The sequence below is a fragment of the Halomonas sp. genome (assembly GCF_029263665.1).
GTDB lineage: Bacteria > Pseudomonadota > Gammaproteobacteria > Pseudomonadales > Halomonadaceae > Halomonas.
In genome coordinates this window covers 26,701-51,202 of the sequence record NZ_JAJUFQ010000014.1, presented here as the reverse complement: position 1 = coordinate 51,202, position 24,502 = coordinate 26,701, and the positions used below count along the sequence as shown (strand labels likewise).

At 57.5% G+C, this 24,502-nt stretch carries 22 protein-coding genes; 8 read left to right on the top strand and 14 right to left on the bottom strand.

Annotated elements, in window-relative coordinates; translation table 11 throughout:
* Positions 1 to 33: 33 nt before the first annotated feature.
* The 13 genes from tatC to Q1K07_RS13975 form a co-directional block, all read right to left on the bottom strand.
* Positions 34 to 819 (bottom strand): twin-arginine translocase subunit TatC, encoded by a 786-nt coding sequence (tatC, locus tag Q1K07_RS14035; protein ID WP_300311988.1) that lies wholly within the window; start codon positions 817 to 819, stop codon positions 34 to 36.
* Entirely contained in the window at positions 816 to 1,286 is a 471-nt protein-coding gene (tatB, locus tag Q1K07_RS14030; protein ID WP_300311985.1) for a Sec-independent protein translocase protein TatB, read from the bottom strand. The genes tatC and tatB overlap by 4 nt, the downstream gene beginning before the upstream one ends.
* 6 nt (positions 1,287 to 1,292) lie before the next feature.
* Positions 1,293 to 1,559 (bottom strand): Sec-independent protein translocase subunit TatA, encoded by a 267-nt coding sequence (gene tatA / locus Q1K07_RS14025; RefSeq protein ID WP_149283449.1) that lies wholly within the window; start codon positions 1,557 to 1,559, stop codon positions 1,293 to 1,295.
* An 86-nt stretch (positions 1,560 to 1,645) separates the two neighbouring features.
* A complete protein-coding gene (locus Q1K07_RS14020; protein ID WP_149283451.1) occupies positions 1,646 to 1,984 on the bottom strand; it encodes a phosphoribosyl-ATP diphosphatase in 339 nt (112 codons plus the stop codon).
* 38 nt (positions 1,985 to 2,022) lie between these two features.
* Positions 2,023 to 3,645, bottom strand: a complete 1,623-nt coding sequence (gene ubiB, locus Q1K07_RS14015; protein WP_300311979.1) for a ubiquinone biosynthesis regulatory protein kinase UbiB — start codon at positions 3,643 to 3,645, stop codon at positions 2,023 to 2,025.
* Entirely contained in the window at positions 3,642 to 4,292 is a 651-nt protein-coding gene (locus tag Q1K07_RS14010; RefSeq protein WP_300312122.1) for an SCP2 sterol-binding domain-containing protein, read from the bottom strand. The genes ubiB and Q1K07_RS14010 overlap by 4 nt, the downstream gene beginning before the upstream one ends.
* A gap of 7 nt (positions 4,293 to 4,299) precedes the next feature.
* A complete protein-coding gene (ubiE, locus tag Q1K07_RS14005; RefSeq protein ID WP_300311976.1) occupies positions 4,300 to 5,046 on the bottom strand; it encodes a bifunctional demethylmenaquinone methyltransferase/2-methoxy-6-polyprenyl-1,4-benzoquinol methylase UbiE in 747 nt (248 codons plus the stop codon).
* Between the two features lie 123 nt (positions 5,047 to 5,169).
* A complete protein-coding gene (locus tag Q1K07_RS14000) occupies positions 5,170 to 5,559 on the bottom strand; it encodes a gamma-butyrobetaine hydroxylase-like domain-containing protein (protein ID WP_300311974.1) in 390 nt (129 codons plus the stop codon).
* Positions 5,560 to 5,702: 143 nt separating this feature from the next.
* Positions 5,703 to 7,022, bottom strand: coding sequence for an ATP-dependent protease ATPase subunit HslU (gene hslU, locus Q1K07_RS13995; RefSeq protein WP_300311971.1), 1,320 nt, complete (start codon positions 7,020 to 7,022; stop codon positions 5,703 to 5,705).
* Positions 7,023 to 7,024: 2 nt separating this feature from the next.
* Complete coding sequence (gene hslV, locus Q1K07_RS13990; RefSeq protein WP_300311968.1) at positions 7,025 to 7,543, bottom strand: ATP-dependent protease subunit HslV; 519 nt, start codon at positions 7,541 to 7,543, stop codon at positions 7,025 to 7,027.
* 259 nt (positions 7,544 to 7,802) lie between these two features.
* Positions 7,803 to 8,558, bottom strand: a complete 756-nt coding sequence (locus tag Q1K07_RS13985) for an SPOR domain-containing protein (protein ID WP_300311965.1) — start codon at positions 8,556 to 8,558, stop codon at positions 7,803 to 7,805.
* A 3-nt stretch (positions 8,559 to 8,561) separates the two neighbouring features.
* Positions 8,562 to 10,247, bottom strand: a complete 1,686-nt coding sequence (argS, locus tag Q1K07_RS13980) for an arginine--tRNA ligase (RefSeq protein ID WP_300311963.1) — start codon at positions 10,245 to 10,247, stop codon at positions 8,562 to 8,564.
* A 181-nt stretch (positions 10,248 to 10,428) separates the two neighbouring features.
* On the bottom strand, positions 10,429 to 12,657 hold the full coding sequence (locus tag Q1K07_RS13975; RefSeq protein WP_300312119.1) for a primosomal protein N': 2,229 nt from the start codon (positions 12,655 to 12,657) through the stop codon (positions 10,429 to 10,431).
* Between the two features lie 246 nt (positions 12,658 to 12,903).
* Between Q1K07_RS13975 and rpmE the strand changes: the two genes are divergently transcribed.
* Positions 12,904 to 13,116: a 50S ribosomal protein L31 gene (gene rpmE / locus Q1K07_RS13970; protein WP_300311960.1), complete on the top strand. Its 213-nt coding sequence runs from the start codon at positions 12,904 to 12,906 to the stop codon at positions 13,114 to 13,116.
* Positions 13,117 to 13,441: 325 nt separating this feature from the next.
* The gene (locus Q1K07_RS13965) at positions 13,442 to 14,710 is read left to right on the top strand and encodes a malic enzyme-like NAD(P)-binding protein (RefSeq protein ID WP_300311957.1); all 1,269 of its coding nucleotides are present in this window, start codon (positions 13,442 to 13,444) and stop codon (positions 14,708 to 14,710) included.
* 333 nt (positions 14,711 to 15,043) lie between these two features.
* On the opposite strand, the gene Q1K07_RS13960 is transcribed toward Q1K07_RS13965, so the two are convergent.
* Positions 15,044 to 17,569, bottom strand: a complete 2,526-nt coding sequence (locus Q1K07_RS13960; protein WP_300311954.1) for a penicillin-binding protein 1A — start codon at positions 17,567 to 17,569, stop codon at positions 15,044 to 15,046.
* 251 nt (positions 17,570 to 17,820) lie between these two features.
* Between Q1K07_RS13960 and pilM the strand changes: the two genes are divergently transcribed.
* From pilM to aqpZ, 6 genes are all read left to right on the top strand, one after another.
* Complete coding sequence (pilM, locus tag Q1K07_RS13955; protein ID WP_300311952.1) at positions 17,821 to 19,065, top strand: pilus assembly protein PilM; 1,245 nt, start codon at positions 17,821 to 17,823, stop codon at positions 19,063 to 19,065.
* The gene (locus Q1K07_RS13950) at positions 19,062 to 20,078 is read left to right on the top strand and encodes a pilus assembly protein PilP (RefSeq protein WP_300311950.1); all 1,017 of its coding nucleotides are present in this window, start codon (positions 19,062 to 19,064) and stop codon (positions 20,076 to 20,078) included. Before pilM ends, Q1K07_RS13950 begins: the two co-directional genes overlap by 4 nt.
* Positions 20,079 to 20,178: 100 nt before the next feature.
* Positions 20,179 to 21,507 (top strand): type IV pilus secretin PilQ, encoded by a 1,329-nt coding sequence (pilQ, locus tag Q1K07_RS13945; RefSeq protein ID WP_300311947.1) that lies wholly within the window; start codon positions 20,179 to 20,181, stop codon positions 21,505 to 21,507.
* Positions 21,507 to 22,055: a shikimate kinase AroK gene (gene aroK / locus Q1K07_RS13940; protein WP_300311945.1), complete on the top strand. Its 549-nt coding sequence runs from the start codon at positions 21,507 to 21,509 to the stop codon at positions 22,053 to 22,055. The genes pilQ and aroK overlap by 1 nt, the downstream gene beginning before the upstream one ends.
* Entirely contained in the window at positions 22,052 to 23,167 is a 1,116-nt protein-coding gene (gene aroB, locus Q1K07_RS13935; RefSeq protein WP_300311942.1) for a 3-dehydroquinate synthase, read from the top strand. The genes aroK and aroB overlap by 4 nt, the downstream gene beginning before the upstream one ends.
* A 264-nt stretch (positions 23,168 to 23,431) precedes the next feature.
* A complete protein-coding gene (gene aqpZ / locus Q1K07_RS13930) occupies positions 23,432 to 24,181 on the top strand; it encodes an aquaporin Z (RefSeq protein ID WP_366945077.1) in 750 nt (249 codons plus the stop codon).
* Positions 24,182 to 24,502: the final 321 nt, after the last annotated feature.

The window sequence follows — 24,502 nt, the reverse complement described above, 5'->3', positions numbered from 1 at the left end:
CGAGATTGCCGAGAGCGTTCTTCTCCGACAGAGCTACTCTTCTGTCTCTTCCCCGTCATCGGGCTGACGGCGTTTCTTGACCAGCCTTCCCGCGAGCAGCCCGACTTCGTAGAGCAGGTACATGGGAATGGCCAACAGGCTCTGTGAGACCACATCCGGTGGTGTCATCAGCATGCCGATCACAAAGCATCCCAGCAGAATATAGGGGCGCTTGGCGCTGAGGCTGGCAACGCTGGCGGCTCCGCTCAGAATCAGCAGAAAAGTGGCAATGGGGATTTCAAAGGCAATACCAAAGGCAAAGAACAGCTTCAGCACGAAGTTCAGGTACTGATTGATGTCCGTCATCACCGTGACGTTCTCAGGCCCGGCCTGGGTAAAGAACGCAAACAGCAATGGGAATACCACGTAATAGGCAAAGGCCGCCCCGAGATAGAACAACACGACGCTGGATGCCAATAGCGGTAGTGCCAGAGCTTTTTCGTTTTCATACAACCCCGGGGCGACAAATGCCCAGGCTTGATGCAATACGAAAGGCATGGCGATGAAGACGGCCACCACCAGGGTCAGCTTGAACGGGGCCAGGAAGGGAGATGCAACTTCTGTTGCGATCATCGATGAACCTTCCGGCAGAAGGGCCATCAATGGGTCGGCAACGAATTGATAGATATCGTTGGAGAAAGCATATAGCGCCAGGAAGATCACCAGGATGGCAATGACTGCGCGCATCAGCCTGGAACGCAGCTCTACCAGGTGCTCGATTAGCGGGGCGTGCCCCTCCTCGGATGAAGAAGGTGGGGGAGTGTCACCGGTCTGACTCATCGCGTGGCGGAATCCTTATCATCGGGCTGTGCTGTCAAGGCAGACGAACTGTCGGAAGCGCTTGTCTCCGAGGATGCTGTGTTGCGCGAAGCGGTATCGTCGGCTGAAGCAGCTTGCGTAACCGTCTCATCAGCTGCCTTGGCAAGCGTATCTGCCTTGGCGCGAGGAGACTCAGACGTGCTGCTCTGTGAAGCATCGGATGACGGGTCGTCAGCGATGGACTCTACATCGCGCTTCACCTTGCTGACACTGTCATCGAGCTTCTGCTGTTGTTCCTTGAGTTTCTGACGCAGCTCCTCAGCTTCCAGCTGAGCATTGATCTCGCGCTGGATGCCTGCCACTGACCGCTTGATACGTCCAACCCACAGCCCGGCCGTGCGGGCAGCCTTGGGCAGGCGTTCTGGGCCCAGTACCAGCAGGCCCACGACGCCAATGACCATGAGTTCCAGGAAGCCGATATCGAACATGCAGGCTTACTTGCGTTCTTCGGAGGATTCGGACTTGCGTTCGGCCTCGACATCGTAAGTGTTGGTGCTGTCGGACGGCTCGTCATGACGCACCTGGGCCTGCGGCTTGGAGGTTTCGCTGCCGTTCTCATCGTCGTCATTGACCGCTTTCTTGAAGCCCTTGACGGCACCACCCAGGTCGCCACCAATGTTCTTGAGCTTCTTGGTGCCGAAGATCAGGATGATGATGGCGAGAACGATCAGCAACTGCCAGATACTGATACCACCTAACATAAATAAGCTTCCTCTATGTGTGTTGTTCCGCTTTGCCCTGGGAAATGCCTCTGCCCCGGGAAATACGGCATGTACTCAAGGTTTCCTTAACGCTTTGACCGAGAGGCTTTCTCTTCGTGCCCTGAAACGCCAAAACGCTTGGCCAACTCCTCAAGCACCTGGCGATGATCAAGCCCCAGGTGCGATAGCATGACAAGGCTATGAAACCACAGGTCTGCAGTTTCGGCGACCAGGGCTTGATGCGAAGCGGGATCACTGGCATCTGCGTCCTTGGCCGCCAGCACTGTCTCGACCGCTTCCTCGCCAACTTTCTCGAGTATCTTGTTCAGCCCCTTGTGATGCAAGGATGCCACGTAGGATGTTTCTGGGTCGGCGTGGCGGCGATCTGCCAGGGCGGCGTCAAGTTGGTCGAGAATATCGCTCATTGGTTAAGGTTCCATGTCATGGAATTAGCAAAGGGTCATCAGTTCCACAGTACCAGCACTGCACCGATACCTGCAGCCAAAAGAATGGGCAGAGACTGTTGACCCATCCAGTGGCTCAGAGGTTGCCAGGCCAGAGCCAGAGCAATCAGGCCCAGTCCCAGCCGGGTGCGGCGGACACGGTTGCTCTGGCGACTGAGCTGCCGCTGTAGCTTGTCGAGTGTCTCGGCCTGCTGGCCAAGGTGTCGTGAACGACGCTCATGCTGGGTAAGGGCCTGATGGGCCAAGACCGGCAGTTCAGGCAATTGACGGGTAAGCTCCGGTGCCTGGCGCTTGAAGGATTCCCACATGCCTCCGATACCGGCACGCTCTTTCATCCAGCGTTCAAGGAAGGGTTTGGCTGTGGCCCACAGGTCCAGGTCAGGATACAGCTGGCGACCCAATCCTTCGATATTGAGCAATGTCTTTTGCAGCAATACCAGTTGGGGCTGTACTTCCATATTGAAACGCCGAGCCGTCTGGAACAGGCCGAGCAGAACCTGGCCAAAGGAGATGTCCTTGAGCGGTTTCTCCAGGATGGGTTCGCAGACGGTACGCACTGCAGCGGCAAACTCGTTGGCTCGGGTATCTTCTGCCACCCAGCCGGACTCGATATGCAATGCCGCGACTTCATAGTAATCCTGATGGAAGAATGCCAGCAGATTGCGTGCCAGATAGTCCTGATCTTCCCGGGTCAGGCTGCCGACGATACCGCAGTCGATGGCAATGTATTGCGGGTCTTTTGGGGTCTCCCGGGAAACGAAGATATTTCCTGGATGCATGTCTGCATGGAAGAAATTATCGCGAAACACCTGGGTAAAGAAGATTTCTACGCCTCGCTCGGCCAGGCGTCGCATATCGGTATTCTGCGCCTTGAGGGCATCGATATCGGCCACTGGTACGCCATGAATGCGCTCTTGCACCATCACGCGGTGACGGGTCAGTTCCCAGTGGATGGCAGGAACGTACAGTAGTGGCGAATTGGCAAAGTTGCGTTTGAGTTGCGAGGTGTTGGCGGCTTCCTTGGTCAGGTCGAGTTCATCGAACAGGGTGACTTCATAATCACGCACGACTTCCACGGGATGTAGACGGCGAGCCTCTGGCAGGCGTTGCAGCGTGCGTGCCAGCAGATACAGCAAGGACATGTCCTGGCGCATCACTTTCTCGATGCCAGGTCGGATGACCTTGACTACCACCTCTTCTCCAGTGGGCAATACTGCAGCATGAACCTGGGCGATGGAGGCTGATGCCAGGGGCTCACGAGAAAATTCGGCAAAGGCCTCTTGCAACGTTATGCCTAATTGGCTTTCGATCAGGGCTTCGGCCTGTTCTCCGGGAAAGGGGGGAACCTGATCCTGCAGGCGCTTGAGCTCATTGGCGATGTCATCAGGGAAAAGGTCTCGCCGGGTGGAGAGCATCTGACCGAACTTGACGAAAATAGGACCCAGCGCTTCCAGCGACAGACGCAATCGTTCGCCCCGTGAATGCTGACCGAGAGGCACAACCTTGAGCGGGGACCATTGGAAGACCAGGCGCAGCCACCAAGGAAACCTTTCCAGTGGCAGCAGCGTATCGAGACGATAACGGGTGATCACCCAGAGAATGCGCAATGGCCGCAAGATCATGAACGTTCGGCCTCCGTGCTCAGCAGACGTTGGAGTCGAGCCAGTCGTGCTTCAGTGCGGTCGGTTGCCAGTTCCAGGTCGGTGAGTGCGTCGCGCAAGGCTTCAAACTGGTGACGTCCAGGCAGCAGACGGGCTTCCTCGAAGACATATTCCGATACATCGGCGCGCAACTCATGTTGGGTGCGCAATCCCCAGCGTGCCAGGCCACGCAGACCCTCGGCCAACTGGTGGGCCGGGACATCGCCAAGCCAACTGGCCAGTTGGGCTTCCCAGTCAAGATCGAGATCGAGGATCAGGTCGCGGGTCGCCTCGAGCAAATGCACTTTACCGCGCACGGCAAGCCTGCCGGAAAACATCAGGCGTTCCATTTCTTCGCCAGAAACCAGTGCCCCGAGGGTTTCGGCGTCGAGTTCGACGATGGCATCGAAATCCGCTTCCTCGATGTCATCAATATCCTTTATCTGCAACAGGTCGATGCCTTGAGCATGATAGGCGAGTACCAGAGCGCAGCTGGGGGATTCTAGGCGCAACAAGATGCGCGAGCCCGCCAGGGCCGACAGGCGAGCTGGAGCTGCAGGGTCTCGAGACAGCAGTGCATTCAAGGTTTTCTCGATGCCGGCCAGCATCAGGGTCGAGGTCAACGCCATCATGTCCTCACAGCTTGATACCGCGGTGCAATGCGACGATACCACCTGTGAGGTTGGTATATTCGACACGTTCCAGTCCGGCATTTTCCATCATGCCCTTGAGTGTCTTCTGGTCAGGGTGCATGCGGATGGACTCAGCCAGGTAGCGGTAGCTCTCGGAGTCTCCGGCAACCAGTTCCCCCATCTTCGGCAGCAAGCGGAACGAGTATTCGTCGTAGGCCTTGGTCAGCAGCGGGTTGGAAGGCTTGGAGAACTCCAGCACCAGCAGGCGGCCGCCTGGCTTGAGGATACGCGCCATGGAAGCCAAGGCCTTGTCCTTGTCAGTGACGTTGCGCAGGCCGAAGGCAATGGTGATGCAATCAAAGGTGTTGTCCGGGAAGGGCAGGCATTCGGCATTGGCCTGGACAAATTCGACATTGCCGCCGACACCATGGTCGATCAGCTTATCCCGGCCGACACCCAGCATGGAGGCGTTGATGTCGGCCAGTACGACCTTGCCTTCGGGACCGACCAGGCGTGAAAACTTGAGTGCCAGATCACCAGTGCCGCCTGCGATATCGAGCACCTTGTGACCCGGGCGGACACCTGCGCGTTCAAGCGTTATGCGCTTCCACAGACGGTGGATGCCGAAGGACATCAGGTCGTTCATCAGGTCATAGCGAGAGGCTACGGAATGGAAGACATCGGCCACACGAGCGGCCTTTTCTTCGACCGGAACGTCCTGATAACCGAAGTGAGTGGTGCGCTTGTCCATAGGATTCCTGGGTCGTGAAATCGATCGGGAGCATCGCCGACGGATACTCGAGTGGGCCACATTGTAGCGCCGCATCAATGCCGTTGTCTTTGGCAAGCGCCATGGCATTGATCCGGTCGTGTCTTATAACTGCTTGATCTCGATGCCCAATGGTTCGCGGGAAGCTCCTGCATCTTCCAGCCGCTTGAGATAATCCGCCCAGTTGGCATCGTGATCACGAATCAGCGCGTAGAGGTATTCCCAACTATACAGGCCACTGTCATGGCCATCATCGAAGTGTAGCTTGAGTGCATAACGGCCGGCTTGGGTGATATTGGACAGGCCGACATGCTTCTTGCCGACCTGTAATGTCGCCGTCTCGCCGCCATGGCCGCGTACTTCCGCTGAAGGCGAGAAAACGCGTAGATACTCCACGCTGAGGCGATGGCTGGAACCATCGGGATAGCCGATCTCCAGCTCGCGAGCCTTCTTGTGATAGTGCACCCGGGAAGGTACAGGAGCAGTCGTGGACATGAGTACCTCGATGAGTCATGAATCTCTACATGATAAGACACCCCCTGAGAGCAGAAACTCCAGGGGGTGTCGGTCAACGGCATGAGGGCGCTATTCCGTGGTTCCATTGCCATCGGCAAGATGGCTGGCCGATGACAATGGCCTTATAGAATGTAGCGCGACAGATCCTCATCCATGGCCAGTTCACCAAGCTGGGAATCGACATAGGCACGGTCGATGACCAGTCCTTCACCGAAGTCCGCCCCTTTATAGGAAGCGTCTTCCAGCAGGCGCTCCATCACTGTGTGCAGGCGCCGAGCGCCAATGTTCTCGGTACCTTCATTGACGTTGTAGGCGATTTCGGCAATGCGCTCGATACCGTCTTCGGTAAATTCCAGCGCCAGGCCGTCGGTGGCCATCAGCGCTTGGTATTGACGAGTCAGGGCTGCGGACGGCTCGGTCAGGATACGCTTGAAGTCCTGAGGTGTCAGAGCGTTGAGCTCGACACGAATCGGCAGGCGTCCCTGCAGTTCCGGAATCAGGTCCGATGGACGCGAGAGGTGGAAAGCGCCGGAGGCAATGAACAGAATGTGGTCGGTCTTCACCATGCCGTACTTGGTGGACACGGTGGAGCCTTCGATCAGCGGCAGCAGGTCACGCTGGACCCCTTCACGGGAGACTTCTCCCCCGGACTGGCCATGGCCCTTGGCCACCTTGTCGATCTCATCAAGGAAGACGATACCGTTTTGCTCCACCGCCTCAATGGCACGGGACTTGATATCGTCCTCATTGACCAGCTTGCCGGCTTCTTCATCGCGCAGCAGCGTCAGGGCTTCACGTACGGTAGTCTTGCGGGTTTCGGTCTTGCCCCGCCCCATGCCGGAGAACAGGCTGGAGAGCTGCTGGGACATTTCCTCCATACCCGGTGGGGTCTGAATCTCGAAACTCGGTGCCTGAGGGGAAACCTGAATGTCGATTTCCTTGTCGTCCAACTGGCCTTCACGCAGTTTCTTACGGAACATCTGGCGTGTGGAGCTCTCTTCCCGAGGTTCATTCTCCTGCCCGCGGGGCGGCGGCAGCAGTGCGTCCAGAACACGATCTTCCGCGGCATCTTCCGCGCGGTGACCGACTTCGGCCTTGGCCTGCTCTCGCACCAGCTTGATAGCGGCTTCCGTCAGGTCCCTGATGATCGATTCCACATCGCGACCGACATAGCCGACCTCGGTAAACTTGGTGGCCTCGACCTTGATGAAAGGGGCCTTGGCCAGCTTGGCCAGGCGACGGGCGATTTCGGTCTTGCCGACACCGGTCGGGCCAATCATCAGAATGTTCTTGGGGGTGACTTCCTGGCGCAGTTCTTCGCCGAGTTGCATGCGTCGCCAGCGGTTGCGCAGGGCAATGGCAACAGCGCGCTTGGCATCCTGTTGGCCGACGATGTACTGGTCCAGAGCGTGGACAATCTCACGGGGCGTCATCTGGGTCATGGTCAAAGCTCTTCCAGGGTCACGTTATGGTTGGTGAACACGCAGATATCGCCTGCTATCTCCAGGGATTTTTCCGTGATTTCGCGGGCACTGAGTTCTGTGTTCTCGAGCAGGGCGCGTGCTGCGGACAGGGCAAAATTTCCGCCGGAACCAATGGCGATGATACCGCGCTCAGGTTCCACGACATCGCCGTTGCCGGTAATGATCAGCGATGACTTCTTGTCGGCGACTGCCAGCAGTGCTTCCAGACGGCGCAAAGCGCGATCGGTACGCCAATCCTTGGCCAGCTCTACGGCTGCCTTGACCAGGTTGCCTTGATATTTCTCGAGTTGGGCTTCAAAACGCTCGAACAAGGTAAAGGCATCAGCGGTACCCCCGGCGAAACCTGCCAGTACCTGGCCGTGATACAGGCGACGCACTTTACTGGCATTGCCTTTCATCACGGTATTGCCCAACGACACCTGGCCGTCGCCTGCGAGCGCCACCTGGTCGCCGCGGCGCACGGAAACGATCGTGGTCATGGAGAAATCTCCTTGTGGGAAGCCATGCTTCCGGTGACTGTCGAGGACGGGAGCACGCTCCCGCATGCCTCTCGAATAAGCATTGGGCTAGAAGTGTGGGCAGTTGAAGGAAAATTCAACCGTAGAGAATGCGCTAGGGTGGGAAAGCCATAAGCCTCAAGCGACACCGGAGACAAAGTATTGCAGCTACTTGGCTGCATATTGTCCCGGCTTACGGCTTACGGCTTACGGCTTACGGCTTACGGCTTACGGCTTGTTCTCAGTTCTGCAACTGGATCAGCAGTGGTTCGATCCCTTGTGTGCTCATCAGGTCCTGGGCCCGGGCCAGTTCCTGGCGATCGCTGTACGGGCCAACCTGAACGCGGTGCCAGGTGGCGCCTCCAGCGGCCTCGACATCACTGATCTTGGCCAACAGGCCGAAGTCCTTGAGGCGGCTGGCCAACTGGTTGGCATCGGCGATATCGCGGAAAGAGGCTGCCTGAAGCATGTAGCGTCGATTGGCACTGGCCGTGGTGCTGCTGGCTGCTGGCTTGGAAGCCGTCTGCTGAGCGCTTTCCTGCTTGGCATTGGCTGCAGCGATGACTGCTGCAATAGGATCATCTCCGGAGATACCGCCCTCGGACTCTGATTCCTGCTCAGGCTTTCTTGCTGCTTCCGGCCGTTTGGCAGTGGACACTGGCATATCGGCATCCGGAGCAATGACTTCGGATTCCGGCAGCAGGGTGTAGAATTCGAAAGTTGGCATGGGCGGTTCATCACTGCCGCCACCCTTGGCCTCACTGCCTCCTTGCTGACTGCCGGAGGGTTTGGGCAGAACAGCGGCCACTGGCGAGCCCTGGTCCTGCCAGGGGGCTGTGCCATTCTGGTAGTGCGCCAGGAGGTAGCCGGCTGCAATGCCGGCACCCGCCCACAGCCACCAGGGCAATCCGCCCCGACCGCTGGTCGGGGTTGATTTACGCTTCTTGCTTGACGTCGCGCCGCGCTTGCGCGGAGGGGTGGTCTTGCGGGTGGCCATGCCTTACATCTCCTCTGGTGCACTCACGCCAATCAGGTCGAGGCCGTTGCGCAGTACCTGACGAGTGGCCAGGCCCAGAGCCAGACGGGCGTTACGCAGTGCGGCATCGTCGACCATCACCTTGCACGCGTTGTAGCAACTATGGAAGTCCGCTGCCAAGTCTTGCAAGTATTGTGCGATCTGCTGGGGCTCGCGCGAAGCGGCTGCATGACTGACCACTTCCGGATAACGAGCCAGGCGATTGAGCAGCGCCTTTTCCTGGTCGGCCTCGAGCAGTCCCAGGTTGGCCAGGGCTAGCTCATTGTCGAAGTTCAGGCCTTCTGATTCTGCCTTGCGCAGTACGCTGCACACTCGGGCGTGAGCGTACTGGACGTAATAAACAGGGTTGTCGTTGGACTGAGAACGGGCCAGGTCGATGTCAAAGGTCAACTGCGAATCGGCACGCCGGGCAGCGAGGAAGAAGCGAGTGGCATCGCGACCCACTTCATCGATCAGGTCGCGTAGGGTGACATAACTGCCCGCGCGCTTGGATAGCTTGACCTCGACCCCGGAGCGCGTCACCAGCACCATCTGGTGCAATACGTAGTCCGGCCAGCCTTGGGGAATGTCGACGTTCAGTGCCTGCAGGCCAGCACGCACCCGAGTCACGGTGGAATGGTGGTCGGCCCCTTGTTCGTTGATCACGGTAGTGAAGCCGCGTTGCCACTTGTCGAGATGGTAGGCCACGTCCGGCAGGAAGTAGGTATAGCCACCTTCCTTCTTGCGCATGACCCGATCCTTGTCATCGCCGAAATCCGTCGTGCGTAGCCAGAGAGCGCCGTCCTTCTCGTAGGTGTGGCCATTATCGGTCAGGCGTTGGGCGGTCGCCTCGACCTTGCCATCCGTATACAGAGATGACTCGAGGAAATAGACATCGAATGCCACGCCGAAGGCGCGCAGGTCGAGATCCTGCTCGCGGCGTAGATAGGCCACGGCGAAGTCGCGGATGGCGTCGAGGTCTTCCGGATCGGCCTGGGCGGTGACATGGCGGTCATCGGCGTGCACGGTTTCGCCGGCCAGGTAGGCCTTGGCCACATCGACAATATAGTCGCCACGGTAGCCATCCTGCGGCCAGCTTTCGTCATCCGGACCGAGTCCCTTGGCGCGGGCCTGCACGGACAGTGCCAGGTTGGTGATCTGGGCGCCGGCGTCGTTGTAGTAGAACTCGCGAGTGACATCATAGCCGGTCGCTTCGAGCAGGCGACACAGGCAGTCTCCGACGGCAGCGCCACGGCCGTGCCCGACATGCAACGGGCCGGTCGGGTTGGCGGACACGAATTCGACCTGAACCTTTTGCCCCTGGCCGAGCATGCTGCGACCGAAACTGTCGCCGGCTTCAAGCACCTGGCGCACGACCTGGGCAGCGGCGTCGGTTGCCGCGAAGAAATTGATGAACCCGGGACCTGCGATTTCCACCTTGGATACGGCGCTGCTCTCGGGCAGGGCATCGATCAGACGCTGGGCCACATCGCGTGGTGGTTTGCCGGCGGGCTTGGCCAGCATCATGGCCAGATTGGTGGCATAGTCGCCATGGGTCTTGTCCTTGGTCGGGTCAACCTTATAGGCCGGAGAGAGATCCGGGGGGATGACCTCTTGCTGCTTGAGCTCGGAAAGGGCAGCGTCGAGCAGCGCAACGATAGTGTCTTTCATGGAGTCTATGTGTCCTGTGGCTCGGTGACGGGCAACCAGAAAAAGGGTCGCGCAAGCGTGTTGCAGCGCGGAACTTGGCATTTTCTGTGCGTATGCGTCATAAAATTTGCCCGTCGGCGGGCAGACCGAACATTATCTGCGATTGGCGCCTTCCTTTAAAGGTCGCGCCTCGCATCGTCACTCAATTGAGTGTCTGTGGATCGATATCCAATGACCAGCGTACCCGACGCATCGCGGGGTTGGCTTCCCCCCAGTGAACCAACCAGGCACAGGCCTCATGCAACTGGCTGCGTCGCTCGGCCATCAGCATGACCTGCATGTGATAGCGGTTCTGACGGCGTTCCATGGGAGCGGGTACAGGACCAAGGCAGTCGACCTTCAACTGGTGTTGCCCGAGATGGTCACGTAACGCGTCTGCGGCTTCTTTGGCCAAGGTCATGACGTGTTCTTCTCGGGGGCTTTCCAGGCGCAGCAACGCCATGAAGCACATGGGGGGAAGCTTCGCTACGCGGCGTTCATCCAGCAGCGACTCAGCCAGAGCGTCGTAGCCTCTCTCGGCCAGCAAGCGCAGGTTGGGGTCATCCGGATGCATGGTCTGTACCATTACTCGGCCTGGATGAGAAGCGCGCCCGGCGCGCCCGGCCACTTGTTCGAGCAGTTGGGCGCTATGCTCCAGGGCTCGGAAATCGCTGGCATACAGGCCGGCATCGGCGTTGACGACCACCACCAGGGTGACGTGAGGTAGATGATGGCCCTTGGCCAGCATCTGGGTGCCAACCAGCAAGGCGGGCTCGCCACGGCGAATTTCCGTAAGGATCTTATCCAATGCGTCCTTGCCCCGAGTGCTGTCTCGGTCGATGCGATATACCGGGGTCTTGGGAAAGGTATCTGCCAGGAACTCCTCGGTGCGCTCCGTGCCACTGCCCAAGGGGCGCAGGTCGGCACTTCCGCACTTGGGGCAGGCATCGGGAAAGGGACGACGGCGGTCGCAATGATGGCAGGCCAACACGGGCGGCTGGCGATGCCAGGTCATGCGAGCATCACAATGGTCGCAGTCAGCCATCCAGCCACAGGAATGGCACGCCAGGGTGGGAGCAAAGCCACGCCGGTTGATGAAGACCAGCACCTGATGGCCGGCTTCCAGAGTGGCCGCGATGGTGTCCCGTACGGGAGCAATCAATCCTCCATGGCGAGGGCGTCCCTTGAGATCAATCAATTCCAGCCTGGCAGGGGCATGGCGAGTAGCACGCTGGCGCAGACGCAGGTGGCGATAGGTGCCCTGCTGAGCATGATGCAGGGTTTCCAGAGAGGGCGTTGCACTACCCAGCAACAAGGGAATGTCGTGGTGCTTGGCACGGGCAACAGCCAAGTCTCGAGCATGGTAGCGCAGACCATCCTGCTGCTTGAAGGAGCTGTCGTGCTCCTCATCGACGATGATGATCCCTGGGCGTGCCAAAGGCGTGAAGACCGCTGAACGAGTACCGATGACAATGGCAGCCCGACCATTGGCGGCGGCTTCCCAGGCATCCAGGCGCTGCAGATCGCTCAGCCCCGAGTGCAGTGCCACAATGGGGGCACGGAAACGTTGCTGGAAGCGCCCCAGGGTCTGGGGTGTGAGGCCAATTTCAGGAATCAGGACCAGAGCCTGGCGACCCTTGGCAACCACGGCCTCAATCAGTTGCAGGTAGACCTCGGTCTTGCCGCTGCCCGTGACACCATGGAGCAGGCAAGGGTGAAAATGCCCAAGGCCTTCGCAGAGTGCATTCAATGCCGTGGCCTGTTCGGCATTGAGGGGCAGTGCGGGATTGGCCAGCAGGTTCTGAACGGGTGGCCACTGAGCAGCATTCATCGGTTCTTCACGCTGTTCGACCAGGTGTTTGGCTTCCAAGGACCTGAGCTGCTCTCGGCTGAATCCTTGGCCAAGAATGGTCTGGCTGGTCAGCCCTTGAGGGTGCTGACACAGCATGTTGAACAATTGCGCCTGCTTCGGGGCACGAGCCAGGGTGTGGCTGGAAGATTCGTGATTTGGCAGTGCACGCCAGCGTTCCCGTGTGCGCGTTTCCAATGGGCGCCCTTGGCGTAGCAGTACCGGCATGGCGTGCATCAAGGCATCGCCGAGAGCATGTTGGTAGTAGCGCGCCGTGAAGCGACATAACCACAGCCAGTCCGAGGGCAATGGGACCTGGTCGAGACAGGCTTCGATAGGCTTGAGTCGCGCTAGAGGCAGGTCACTGCTGTCGCGACATTCCATGACCACGCCAACCACCTGGCGACGGCCAAAACTGACCCGAACACGAAGCCCCGGGACCCAGCCGCATGGCGGAGGAGCTCCCTTGGGCAGGTAGTCGAAAAGGCGGCGCAGTGGCGAGGGCACAGCGACACCCAGTACTCGGGGTGTGGTCGAGGAAATATCTTGCAATTGGCCTCCACTGGGAGTTCTGCTAAAATGCCCGCCCGCTTCCACCAAGCCCTGAGCTTTGGTCGCTGTCTGCCGTAATGGATTCAGTGACTTGGTCGTCCAGGTCAGGGTGGATGCTTACCACCGGTCGGCACGGGGGCAGATGCTGTAATCACTGCTTTTCAGCCCCGGCCATTACCCTGTATGCGGTGCCTGGCAATGGATCAGGTGGCGGCATACCGATTGACGAGGTTCAAGATGAAACAAGGTATCCACCCGGAATACAAGACAGTTACTGCGACCTGCACCTGTGGCGCCTCCTTTGAAGTGGGCTCCACTGTTGGTCACGACCTGCACCTGGACGTGTGCTCTCAGTGCCACCCGTTCTACACCGGTAAGCAGAAACAAGCTACCACTGGTGGCCGTGTCGAGCGCTTCAACAAGCGTTTTGGTGCTGCACTCAAGCGTTGATCACCGATTGTTTCAGTGCTTCAACAAACCCGCCCTTCGAGGCGGGTTTGTTGTTTCTACTCGGAAGAAGAGGTTTTTGTCACGTCCTGGCACAGGCTTGAGTGCAGGTACCCTGGACGATGACTAAACTTTGTATCAAGGGGCTTCATCATGATGTCGTGAGGATTGCGATGTTGCGGTGCGGCAAAATTATGCTGCTTTTAGTAGTGAACGTCTTCAAACGAGTACGGAACAGGGCGGAAATGGTTTTTCATTGAAAAATGGAAAAAATTTCTATAATCTGAAGAAACCCTATGTCTCTCTTATCTGGATACCGGACACAAGCATGAGTGACGACAAGAAGCAGGCAGCGCTGGACTATCATGCGCTCCCGATCCCCGGCAAGCTCTCTGTCGAGCTGACCAAGCCCACTGCAACTGCCAAGGACCTGTCGCTGGCCTATAGCCCCGGCGTGGCTGAGCCGGTCCGTGAAATTGCCCGTGACCCGGAAAATGCATATCGCTATACCGGCAAGGGTAACCTGGTGGCAGTGATCTCCGATGGTACCGCCATTCTTGGACTGGGTAATCTTGGTCCCCTGGCCAGCAAGCCAGTCATGGAAGGCAAGGGCGTACTGTTCAAGTGCTTTGCTGGCATCAACTCTGTCGATATCGAAGTCAACGCCGAGAGTCCTCAGGCGTTCATTGATACTGTCGCGCGCATTGCGGACAGTTGGGGCGGAATCAATCTCGAGGATATCAAAGCACCAGAGTGCTTTGAAATTGAGCGAGCCCTGATCGAGCGCTGTAATATCCCTGTGTTTCATGATGATCAGCACGGTACTGCGATCGTTACTGCAGCAGGCATGCTCAATGCTCTGGATATTGCCGGCAAGGCCATCGAAAAGGCCAATATCGTGTGCATGGGCGCTGGCGCTGCTGCCATTGCCTGCATGAAGCTGCTGGTTTCCTGCGGTGCCAAGCCCGAGAACATCGTGATGCTGGATCGCAAGGGCGTGATTCACTCGGGACGTGAAGACCTCAACGAATACAAGGCCATGTTCGCAAGTGAAACCAGCAAGCGTACGCTGGACGATGCCATTGATGGTGCCGATGTGTTCGTTGGTCTGTCTGGCCCTGGGCTGATGAGTGCGGATCACATCCGCAAGATGGCCAAGGATCCTATTGTCTTCGCCTGCACCAACCCAGATCCGGAGATTCATCCTGACCTGGCCCGTGAAACACGTCCAGATGTGATCATGGCGACAGGGCGCTCGGATTATCCGAACCAGGTCAACAACGTTCTGGGCTTCCCCTTTATCTTCCGTGGTGCTCTTGATGTGCGTGCCACTCGCATCAATGAAGCGATGAAAGTTGCAGCGGTGCATGCGATCAAGGACCTTGCTCGTGAGCCTGTGCCTCAAGCCGTGCTGGATGCTTATGAGAGAGAGACCATGAGCTTCGGGCGCGACTACATCATCCCCACTCCGGTGGATAGTCGTCTGCTTGAGCGCGTTACTTCTGCTGTGGCTCAGGCTGCCGTGGATTCGGGCGTGGCCCGTAAGCCATATCCTTCTCATTATCCGCTGGCAAGTATCGAAGACGTCTACGGCTAGATGCTGGTGGAAACGTGTCGCCGGTAAATCGCTGGTATTGCGGTAGCAGAACGTACGAGGATACGTACGCCCGCAATGAGAAGATATAAAAAGAACAACCCGCGTCGAGAGAAAAGAGCCCTGCCTGTATGAACCGCCTGACTCATGATGGCTGTTCATCAGGCAGGGTTCTTTGTTTTTCAAGCGCAGAATGGTTTTCAAAGCGCATGAGTCGTTTTCGAACTGAATGAACCTGTCGTAGCATCCGGGCGGAGCTGGAGAGGCCTTGATCTCTTCCTGGAGCCCAAAACAAAAACCCCCGGCATGAGCCGGGGGGGGATAAGGGGGGAGTCGTCAGAAGATGGCTTCGTAAGCCCCAGTTCCCTGAGAGCCGCTGTGCGTCTCGATAGTGCGTTCTACGCGACGCGGCTGGAAGGTTGGCAGGTGATCTTCATCGAAAATCTCCTCAATGCCCCCACCTTGGTTCTTGCCCAGCAGGCGACCAGTATTGGCATCGATACGACGGGTGATGATGCCCTCCGGAGGCTCAGGCATCGATTCTGGAGTACCGTCCAGCGCCTGGCTCATGAAGTCCACCCAGATTGGCAAGGCCGCTTGTGCTCCGTATTCAGCCGTGGGAGTGTTGTCGTCCTTGCCCACCCAGACGGTAGCGGCCAGCTGGTTGTTGAAGCCGGCAAACCAGGCGTCACGCTGATCGTTGGTCGTACCGGTCTTGCCGACAATGTCTGCGCGCTTCATTTCCAGAGCCTTGCGGGCGGTACCATGCTCTACCACGTCGCGCAGCATATCCCGAATCAGGTACATGGCACGTGCATCGGCAACTCGAGGTGCCACTTCATAGGTCTTGCCATCAATTTCTGTCGTGGTCTGGTCCGGGCTACAGGTGCGGCAGGCAACGCGGGGGTTGGCTTCTTCCACCAGAGTGTCCTCTCCTCCCTGGGTGATCTTCTCGATGAACCAGGGAGATACCCGGAAGCCGCCGTTTGCCAGGATAGCGTAGGCATTGGTCATCTCCAGAGGTGTCAGACTGGCGCTACCAAGTGCCAGGGATAGGCCATGTGGCAGGCGGTCGCGCGAGAAACCGAAGTTGACCAGGAAGTCGATCGTATTATCCAGGCCAATTTGCTGAAGCAATCGGATAGTGACCAGGTTGCGGGAGCGTGCCAGGCCAACGCGTAGACGCGTCGGGCCGAGGAAGTCTCCACTGGAGTTGGACGGACGCCACAGCTCATTACTGCCATCGTTGATCACGACAGGGGCATCATTGATAACCGTTGCCGGGGTAATCTCGCCACTGCTGAGACCTGCCAGATAAATGAATGGCTTGAAGATGGAGCCGGACTGACGGCGGGCCTGGACGGCACGGTTGAACTTGCTGGCATTGAAATCGAAGCCTGCCTGCAGGCCCAGGATGGCACCGGTCTGAGGATCCATGACGACCAGGGAGCCTTCTGCATCGGGCTGCTGAGATAGGCGCCAGGTGTCGTCGTCTTTCTTGAGTATGCGTACGAGGTCACCGCGGCTGGCGATCTGGCTGGCATTGCTCGGAGCGTTGCCGCGATAGCGCGCACTCTTGTAAGGGGCCGCCCACTTCAGGTTGTCCCAGTCGATGGTGCGGATATCGCCTCCGCGCGTCAGAACACGCATCTGCTGGCCTTCGGCGCTGACCACAATGGCCGGTTCAAGCGGGCCATAGGTCGGTGTACGTTGCAGGACCTGCAGCCAGTTGCTGACGTCTCCGTCAATGCCTTCGACGGTTGTCTGGCTGCGTTCGGCAGCTTGACGTGCTGTCTGGATGACCTCGGGAGATTCTGACAATTCCTCTTCCAGACCACTGCGTTCGGTCTTGTCCTGAGCTTCAGCAAGGCTCTGGGGAATGTCGGTTTCTTCGGGGCCACGCCAACCATGGCGGGTGTCATAGTCGATCAAGCCATTGGCCAGCGCCTGGCGAGCCATGGGTTGCAGCTTACTATCGATGGTGGTGGTGATGCGATAGCTACCAGTGTAGGCGCCGTCGCCAAAGCGCTGAGTGGCGAATTGGCGAGCCATTTCGGCCACATAGTCAGCCTCGACATCGGGGCGTACAACATGGCGCTTGGCCGTGATTGGCTGATTGACGGCTTCATCGTAGGCAGCCTGGTCGATATAGCCCAATTCACGCATACGGAACAGGATCCAGTTGCGGCGAATCAGCGCTCGTTCGGCATTGGCCAGGGGGTTGAAAGCTGAAGGAGCCTTGGGCAGACCGGCAATCATGGCAAATTGTGCCAGGTTCAGTTCGTCCAGCGGCTTGTCGTAATAGATCTCGGAGGCAGCAGCAATACCGTAGGCGCGATGACCCAGGAAGATCTTGTTGACATAGAGTTCCATGATCTCCTGTTTGCTCAGGATCTGCTCCATTTGCAGTGACAGCAGGATTTCACGGATTTTTCGGGTAAAGGTCTGGTCGAGGGTCAACAGGTAATTACGTGCCACCTGCATGGTGATGGTCGAGCCACCGGACTGAATGTCACCGCTGGAAGCAAGCTGTGCAGCGGCACGCAGCAAGCCCTTGGGATCGACGCCATTGTGCTCGAAGAACTTGGCATCCTCGGCAGCCAGCAGCGCATCGATCATGGGTTCAGGGATTTCGTCATACTTCACTGGCATGCGCCGCTCATCGCCAAACTCGCCGATCAGTTGACCATCGCGAGTGTAGATGCGCAGAGGCGTCTGCAGTTCAAAATCCTGCAGCTGGCGAACATCGGGCAACCCCGGAGTGAAGTAGAGGGCGGCACCGACCACGCCGAGCGCAACTGCTGCGCCTAGCGAGATCACCAGCCACACGGCGGAGAATAGGAGCGTTCTGAGATACTTCATGAAATCGCGGTATCCATGCTGGAAACGAAAACGGCGGCGATGAGTGATACATATGGGCGTTCCTTCGCGACGGCCATTATAAGAAGACGCGAAGGCGGCCACCACCATTGACTTGATAAAGCCTTATTTCGGTACAGTCTAAATGTCCTGAATGCGCCCTGGATCAGCAATCTACCGCGCCAGATGACGTAGCGTTGAGCCTGATAGTAGACGTTGCGCTAATGTAGTGCTGATGCAGGGTGTATACAAAAATGATCTGGCCTACCTCATTCAGGACGCGGTTTGGCGTCGATATTTCTCCTGATGCTATCAGGTTCATGGAACTGGCGCCGCGCTGGCCAAGGTGGCGACCCCGGGCCTCGCGTTTTGTGGTGCGTGGCTATGCCGTCATGCCTTTACCCGAAGGCTGCATCGTCGAGGGGCGTATACGTCAATCGAGTACGCTCATCTCCGTACTACGTGAAGGCGTGGAGCACTTTGCATCTGGTTCCCGTCGTGTCGTCACCACGCTGCCGAGCAGTATCACCTCCTCGAGCGTAATGCGCTGCCCTGCCCACTTGAACGGTGATGGCATCGCTGCCTTCATTGAATGGAACTCCGACACGCAGCTTCCCTTTCCGTTCCCTGAATCGGCATATGACTTTTATTGTCTCGATGCTCGCCCAGAAAATGGTCGTCAGGAGGTGTTGCTGGTGGCCTGTCATCGACAGTTCATCGAGCAGTTGGTCGAAGTACTGGAGTGTGCTGGCTTGCAAATAGCAGCGATCGACGCAGAAGGCCCGCTCATGTGGCGAGTCGAGGAGGTATTGTACAAGGCAGGCAAGGAAGAGGACAGGGCTGCCCTGGGAGATCTCTTGTCCTTTTCTCCCGGGCTTGATGGCAATGCCCTTCTGGCAGAGTCCGCTACATGGAAGAGGGCTTTCGGCCTTGCCCTGGGGGGCTCGGGAATCAACCTGTTGCCGTGGAGAGATGTCGATAGAGTGAAGCGTACGCGGCGTTTCTGGATAGGGTTGGTCGGGGTTGCCATGCTGAGTGCCGGCATCGGGATGGCAGTATCTCATGAGCTTGAGCGGCGCCTGGCAAGGCTGATAGAGGCTGAGCACGCGATGTCACCGCAGAGTGAAGCCGGCTCGGCAGAAGAATTCATCACCCCTGAAGGGGAAAGATTCCTCAAGCAGCGGATTGCAGCATTGCAAGAACTTCTTTCTCAGCTGCAACTCAGCCGAGCCACTGCCGTTGCCGTCTTCAATGCCTTGGCCGGCAGTCTGGCTCCAGGAGTCCGTTATCAAGCCTGCCAGCGTCAGGGGGATCACCTTGAGCTGGCCGGCGTGGCCCAGAACAATGCTCAATTGATGGAGCAACTACGGCTTCTTGGTCAGCAGCCTCTGTTTATGAAAGTCGTCCTGATGAGTGTCAAGGACGTGGAAGAGCAGCAGCATTTCAGTCTGGCTATCCACTTGTCTCCAGAATCTCTGAATGGCAGTCATAGCGGATGACTCTGGCTTACGAATGGCAACGCCTGAAGGAATGTGACTGGCGTTCACTCGAACTGAGCGAGGCTGGCTCCTGGCCGTGGGCGTTACGTGGACTACTGGTGGTCGTCGTGTTGGTTCTGGTGCTGGGCACCGTCCTGTGGATTGAAGTCGTTCCGCTATATACCCAACTCGAATCTGCACGTCAGCAGCAGGGAAGGCATGCTCAGGGGCAGTCTGAGGCGCAACGACATCACGAGCAGTTGCAATCTGAGTGGCGGGTTCTTGAGCGACGACTGATCGAATTGACAGTAGGGAAGCTGAGCCCCAAGACCAATGCAATACCCGTTTCGAGCAAGCCCTCAAGCCCTTTGCTGGCGGAGGTTTCCCATCTTGCACAGCAATACCACCTGGCCATTGACACCATGAGCCTGGGAACGCCCGATACTCAGACACAACAACAGGGCATGTCTGAGCTGGTGGATACTCAGGCATTCAGCTTGAGTGTTCGGGGTGGGTTTCATGATCTGGCGGGCTTTGTTGCCGGGCTCACGCGATTACCGGGTATGCCCAGTCTTGATGATTTCATGGTGGAAGGCGAAGGGGATGTATTGCGGTTCTCCGCTGAAGGACACGCATACCACCTTGTCGGTCCTTATTCTGTTGCTGAGACCGCTGAGGGCTCTTCTACCGCTGAGGGCTCTTTTACCACTGAGGGCTCTTCCCAGTTTCGCCGCTTGGCGTATCGCTATGCCGACAGGCCCAGCCCTTTTGGTGTGCTTCATCCGTCAGGTGAATCCTCGGCCGTACCTGTGACGCTGCAGGATTATCCGCCTGCATCTGTATCTCTGGTCGGTACCCTGGTCCAGGGGGAGCGGCGTTGGGCGCTGGTCAGTACGCCGGACAAGAAGGTCTGGCGAGTCAAGGTGGGAGACCGGCTGGGGCGTGGGGTAAATCAGGCCAGGGTCATGGAAATAGGAAAAGCTCATCTGCGCTTGAAAGGTGGGTTGTTCGATCAGCAATTGGACTTGAAGTAAGCGCTGAAGGGGGCAATGGGCCCCCGGCAGTAGCGGCGATCGTGCGTCAATAGTAGTGCATTGGTAATGGCTGCATATTGATAACAAGAAGGTGACAAGGATGTCGAAACGATTATTCAAGGTGGCGGTGCTGCTGCTGGTGGGTTGGCAATGGGAGGCTGAGGTTGCTCAGTCCGCTCCCGCCTATCACGGAGCTCCCATGTCGTTGAGCTTTGAAGATGCACCATTGGGCTCAGTGCTGTCGGCCATCAGTGAATTCACGGGTCTGAATATCGTTGTGGGGGAGGGCGTGGGAGGCCGGGTGACGTTGCGCCTTGATTCGGTGCCATGGGATCAAGCGCTGGATCTGGTACTGAAGAGCCAGGGATTGACCAGCCGCCGTGAGGCCAATGTCATTTTGGTGGCTCCCGCTACCGAAATCGCTCAGCGTGAACAGAGCAAGCTTCTGGAACAGGAGAAGCAACGTCAATGGCAGCCTCTGGTCACTGAGCACGTTCAGGTGCGCTATGCCAAGGCTGCGGATCTCGCTGATCTGTTGCGTGGGGCTGGAGGTTTCGGCCTGCTTTCCCAGCGGGGCAGTGCTGCTGCTGACAGTCGCACGAACATGTTGCTGATTCAGGATACTGCGGAACATCTTGGTCAAATACGGCAGACTCTGCGGCAGTTGGATGTGCCTGCTCCTCAGGTACAGATTGAGGCACGCATCGTAGTGGTCAAGGATAGCGCTGCTCGCCAGATAGGTGTGAACTGGGGAGTGACGAGCACCATGGGGATGGTGGATAAGGGAAATGGCAGTATGTCCCTGGAGCGTAAGATTCAGGGACATCGCGGTGCATATGGAGGCCTGGCCGTTGATCTGGGAGATAGCCTTGGTCCTGGCACCACGTTCAACATTGGTTATCTGGCCGGAGACGTCTTGCTCGACCTGGAGCTTCGAGCACTGCAAAGCGAAGGCAAGAGCCAGATCATCTCCCAGCCCAAGGTGATCACTGCCAATCAGCACACAGCAATCATCAAGCAGGGCAAGGAGATTCCTTATCAGGAGTCGACTGGAGATGGTGCTACCAGTACGGCCTTCAAGGAAGCGGTACTGGCACTGGAAGTGACGCCGCAGATTACCTCGGACCATCGCATTGTCATGGATCTCAAGATCAATAATGACACCTTGGCGGATCAGACCTTCCGAGGTGCCCCTGCCATCGATACCAATGAGATCATGACTCAGGTCCTGGCCGATGATGGAGAAACCATCGTTCTGGGCGGAATTCTTACGTCAGAACAGGCACATAGCCTATACAAGACCCCCTGGTTGGGTGACATTCCCCTGGTGGGCAAGTTGTTTCGCTATACCGAGGACGTCAACGATAAGGTAGAGTTGTTGGTATTCATTACCCCACGGATTCTCGACGACGGCCTGGCGATTCGCTGATGCAGGATGTACCCAACCTGATTTTGATCGGCCCCATGGGGGCTGGAAAGAGCACTATCGGCCGCCTGCTGGCGGCCGAACTGTCACGTGAGTTCTACGACAGCGATCACGAAATTCAGGATCGCTGCGGTGCCGATATTCCCTGGATTTTCGATGTGGAAGGTGAAACCGGCTTTCGTGATCGCGAAAGTGCGATGATCGATGAGTTAATGGACAGAGAGCAGTGTGTAATCGCGACTGGCGGGGGCGCTGTGCTGCGTGAGCAGAACCGCAAACGCATTCGCGAGGGCGGCACCGTCATCTATCTGTTTACCACCGTTGAGCAGCAGCTCAAGCGAACCGCCAAGGATCGTAACCGGCCTCTTCTGCAGCGAGGGGACCGTGAAAGACTCCTGCGTGACATGTTTGCCTTGCGGGACCCCTTGTATCGCGCGACGGCCGATCTGGTGGTGCGAACTGATCGTCGAGGCCCCCGCTCGGTGGTCAACGATATTATACGCCGCGTCCAGCGGATGGTTGATCCTCTTACTTGCAAGGCCAACCCATGAACATCGAAGCCTCTTCTTCGCTCCAGCCTCTGACACTCAATGTCGCTCTCGATGAGCGTAGTTATCCCATCCATATCGGTCCAGGTCTGATTGAGGATGGAGAACGACTGGCCTCATATCTGGCGGGGCGGCAGGTCATGGTGGTCACCAATGATACGGTTGCCGAATACTACCTGGCTGCGCTGACCGAAGGGTTGCCTGAAGGGCTGGAGGTCAAGACATTAGTGCTGCCTGATGGTGAGGAATACAAGAGCTTCGATGTCCTGACGCGCATCTGGGATGCCTTGCTGGAAGCTGGCTTCAATCGGCGCGCCACGCTGGTGGCTCTGGGTGGAGGTGTGATTGGCGATATGGTGGGCTTCGCTGCTGCCTGCTATCAGCGCGGCATCGCCTTTATTCAGGTACCGACTACCTTGCTGTCCCAGGTGGACTCTTCCGTCGGTGGCAAGACGGGGGTCAACCATCCCCTGGGCAAGAACATGATCGGGGCATTCTGGCAGCCCAAGGCAGTGCTGATCGACACGTCATCCCTGAAGACGCTGCCCGCCAGGGAGCTTTCAGCAGGTCTTGCCGAGGTGATCAAGTACGGCTTGATTCACGATGCTTCCTTCCTGAACTGGCTTGAGGCTGAAATGGACGGCCTGCGAGCCCTTGATGCCGAATTGCTTGCCAAGGCCATTGAGCGTAGCTGCTCGATCAAGGCGGAAATCGTAGCTCAGGATGAGACGGAGCAAGGGGTGCGCGCGTTGCTCAACCTGGGGCATACCTTTGGACATGCCATTGAGGCTCACATGGGCTATGGCGCCTGGCTGCACGGCGAAGCCGTTGGGGCCGGTATGGCGATGGCCGCAGACCTGTCTCATCGCCTTGGCTGGATTGATGCGGTCGCTCTGGAGCGCACACGTCGTATCATTATTGCTGCTGGTCTGCCGGTGGAAGCGCCGGTCGAGATGAGCGTCGATGACTTCCTGTCGCGCATGAAGCTGGACAAGAAGAATGTCGATGACTGCTTACGCCTGGTGCTGTTGCGCCGACTGGGCGAAGCCTGTGTTCATGACGAAACGCCATTGGAAGTGCTCAAGGCTTGTATTGCCGAATTTCCGCGTTGTTGATTCCTTGCTGCGACTAGCCCTGTTGAAATGAAAGGTCTTGCAGGGCAAGACAATGAGCGTATAGCAATGCTGATCATCACGCCCGCCTAGTGCGGGCGTGATGCGTTTTATTAGAGATGAGGCTTTTCCAGAGAATATTCATGGAGATTTTCTGACTTTATGCCGTATCAGCGATGAAAATTCATCACGCTATTGTGTTGAAACGAGCCTAATCTTGTTGAGGTGGGTCGCCAAGGGGGTGGCCTCACTTGGAGGAAGGAATCCATGAACCTGATCAAGAAGCTGGTCGCAGAGTGTATAGGAACGTTCTGGCTGGTACTGGGAGGATGTGGAAGCGCTGTATTGGCAGCCAATTTTGGTGGTGATGGTAATCCCTTGGGTATTGGTTTTCTCGGAGTGGCATTGGCGTTTGGTCTGACGGTGGTGACCGGTGCTTACGCATTCGGGCATATATCCGGGGGGCATTTTAATCCAGCGGTAAGTGTAGGACTTTGGGCCGGGGGGAGATTCTCGACCAAGGAATTGCTGCCTTACATCATTGCGCAGGTATTTGGCGGGCTGGTTGCAGGCTTTGTTCTGATGACAATTGCGCAGGGCAGTGCAGGGTTTGTCAGTGATCCTTCTGCCGCTGGCAATTTTGCCAGTAATGGCTTTGGAGACTTGTCTCCCGGTGGTTATAGCCTGGGGGCCGCGTTGCTGACCGAAGTTGTGCTCACGGCCATGTTCCTGATCGTGATCATGGGAGCAACACACAAGTTGGCACCTGCTGGCTTTGCGCCAATTGCCATCGGTCTTGCCCTGACGCTGATTCACCTGATCAGCATTCCGGTTACCAACACTTCAGTGAACCCGGCGCGTTCCACAGCGGTGGCAGTGTTTGCCGGTTCTGGTGCGCTTTCCCAGCTATGGCTGTTCTGGGTGGCCCCCATCATAGGTGGTGCCATTGGCGGTATCATCTATGGATGGCTTGGCAAGGATGAGGTCAGCGAGCCTGGTGCTGCCAGCGCTCTTTGAATTGCTATCTCGACCAATACGGTTTTCTTGATCAATGCCCGCCTTGTGCGGGCATTGTCATGTTTGACTGTTGCTTAGGGGCTTGGGCATGGCTATGACGTCTTTCTCTATGCAAGGATCTGTATGTCATATGCGTGATCGGCATGGGGTGTCGACAGTTTTTAAGACCAAAGTCTAATGGCGAGATTTTTGGCCTTGGTCTGCTTGGAAAATGATTCCAAGTGGTTGATGCGATAAGGTTTTTTTCTTTGGTCGTGGTGTAAGCGTCTAATTTGTAGTGGTTTTTTAGGCTTTTGCGGAGGCTGGGGGAATTGCGAAGAA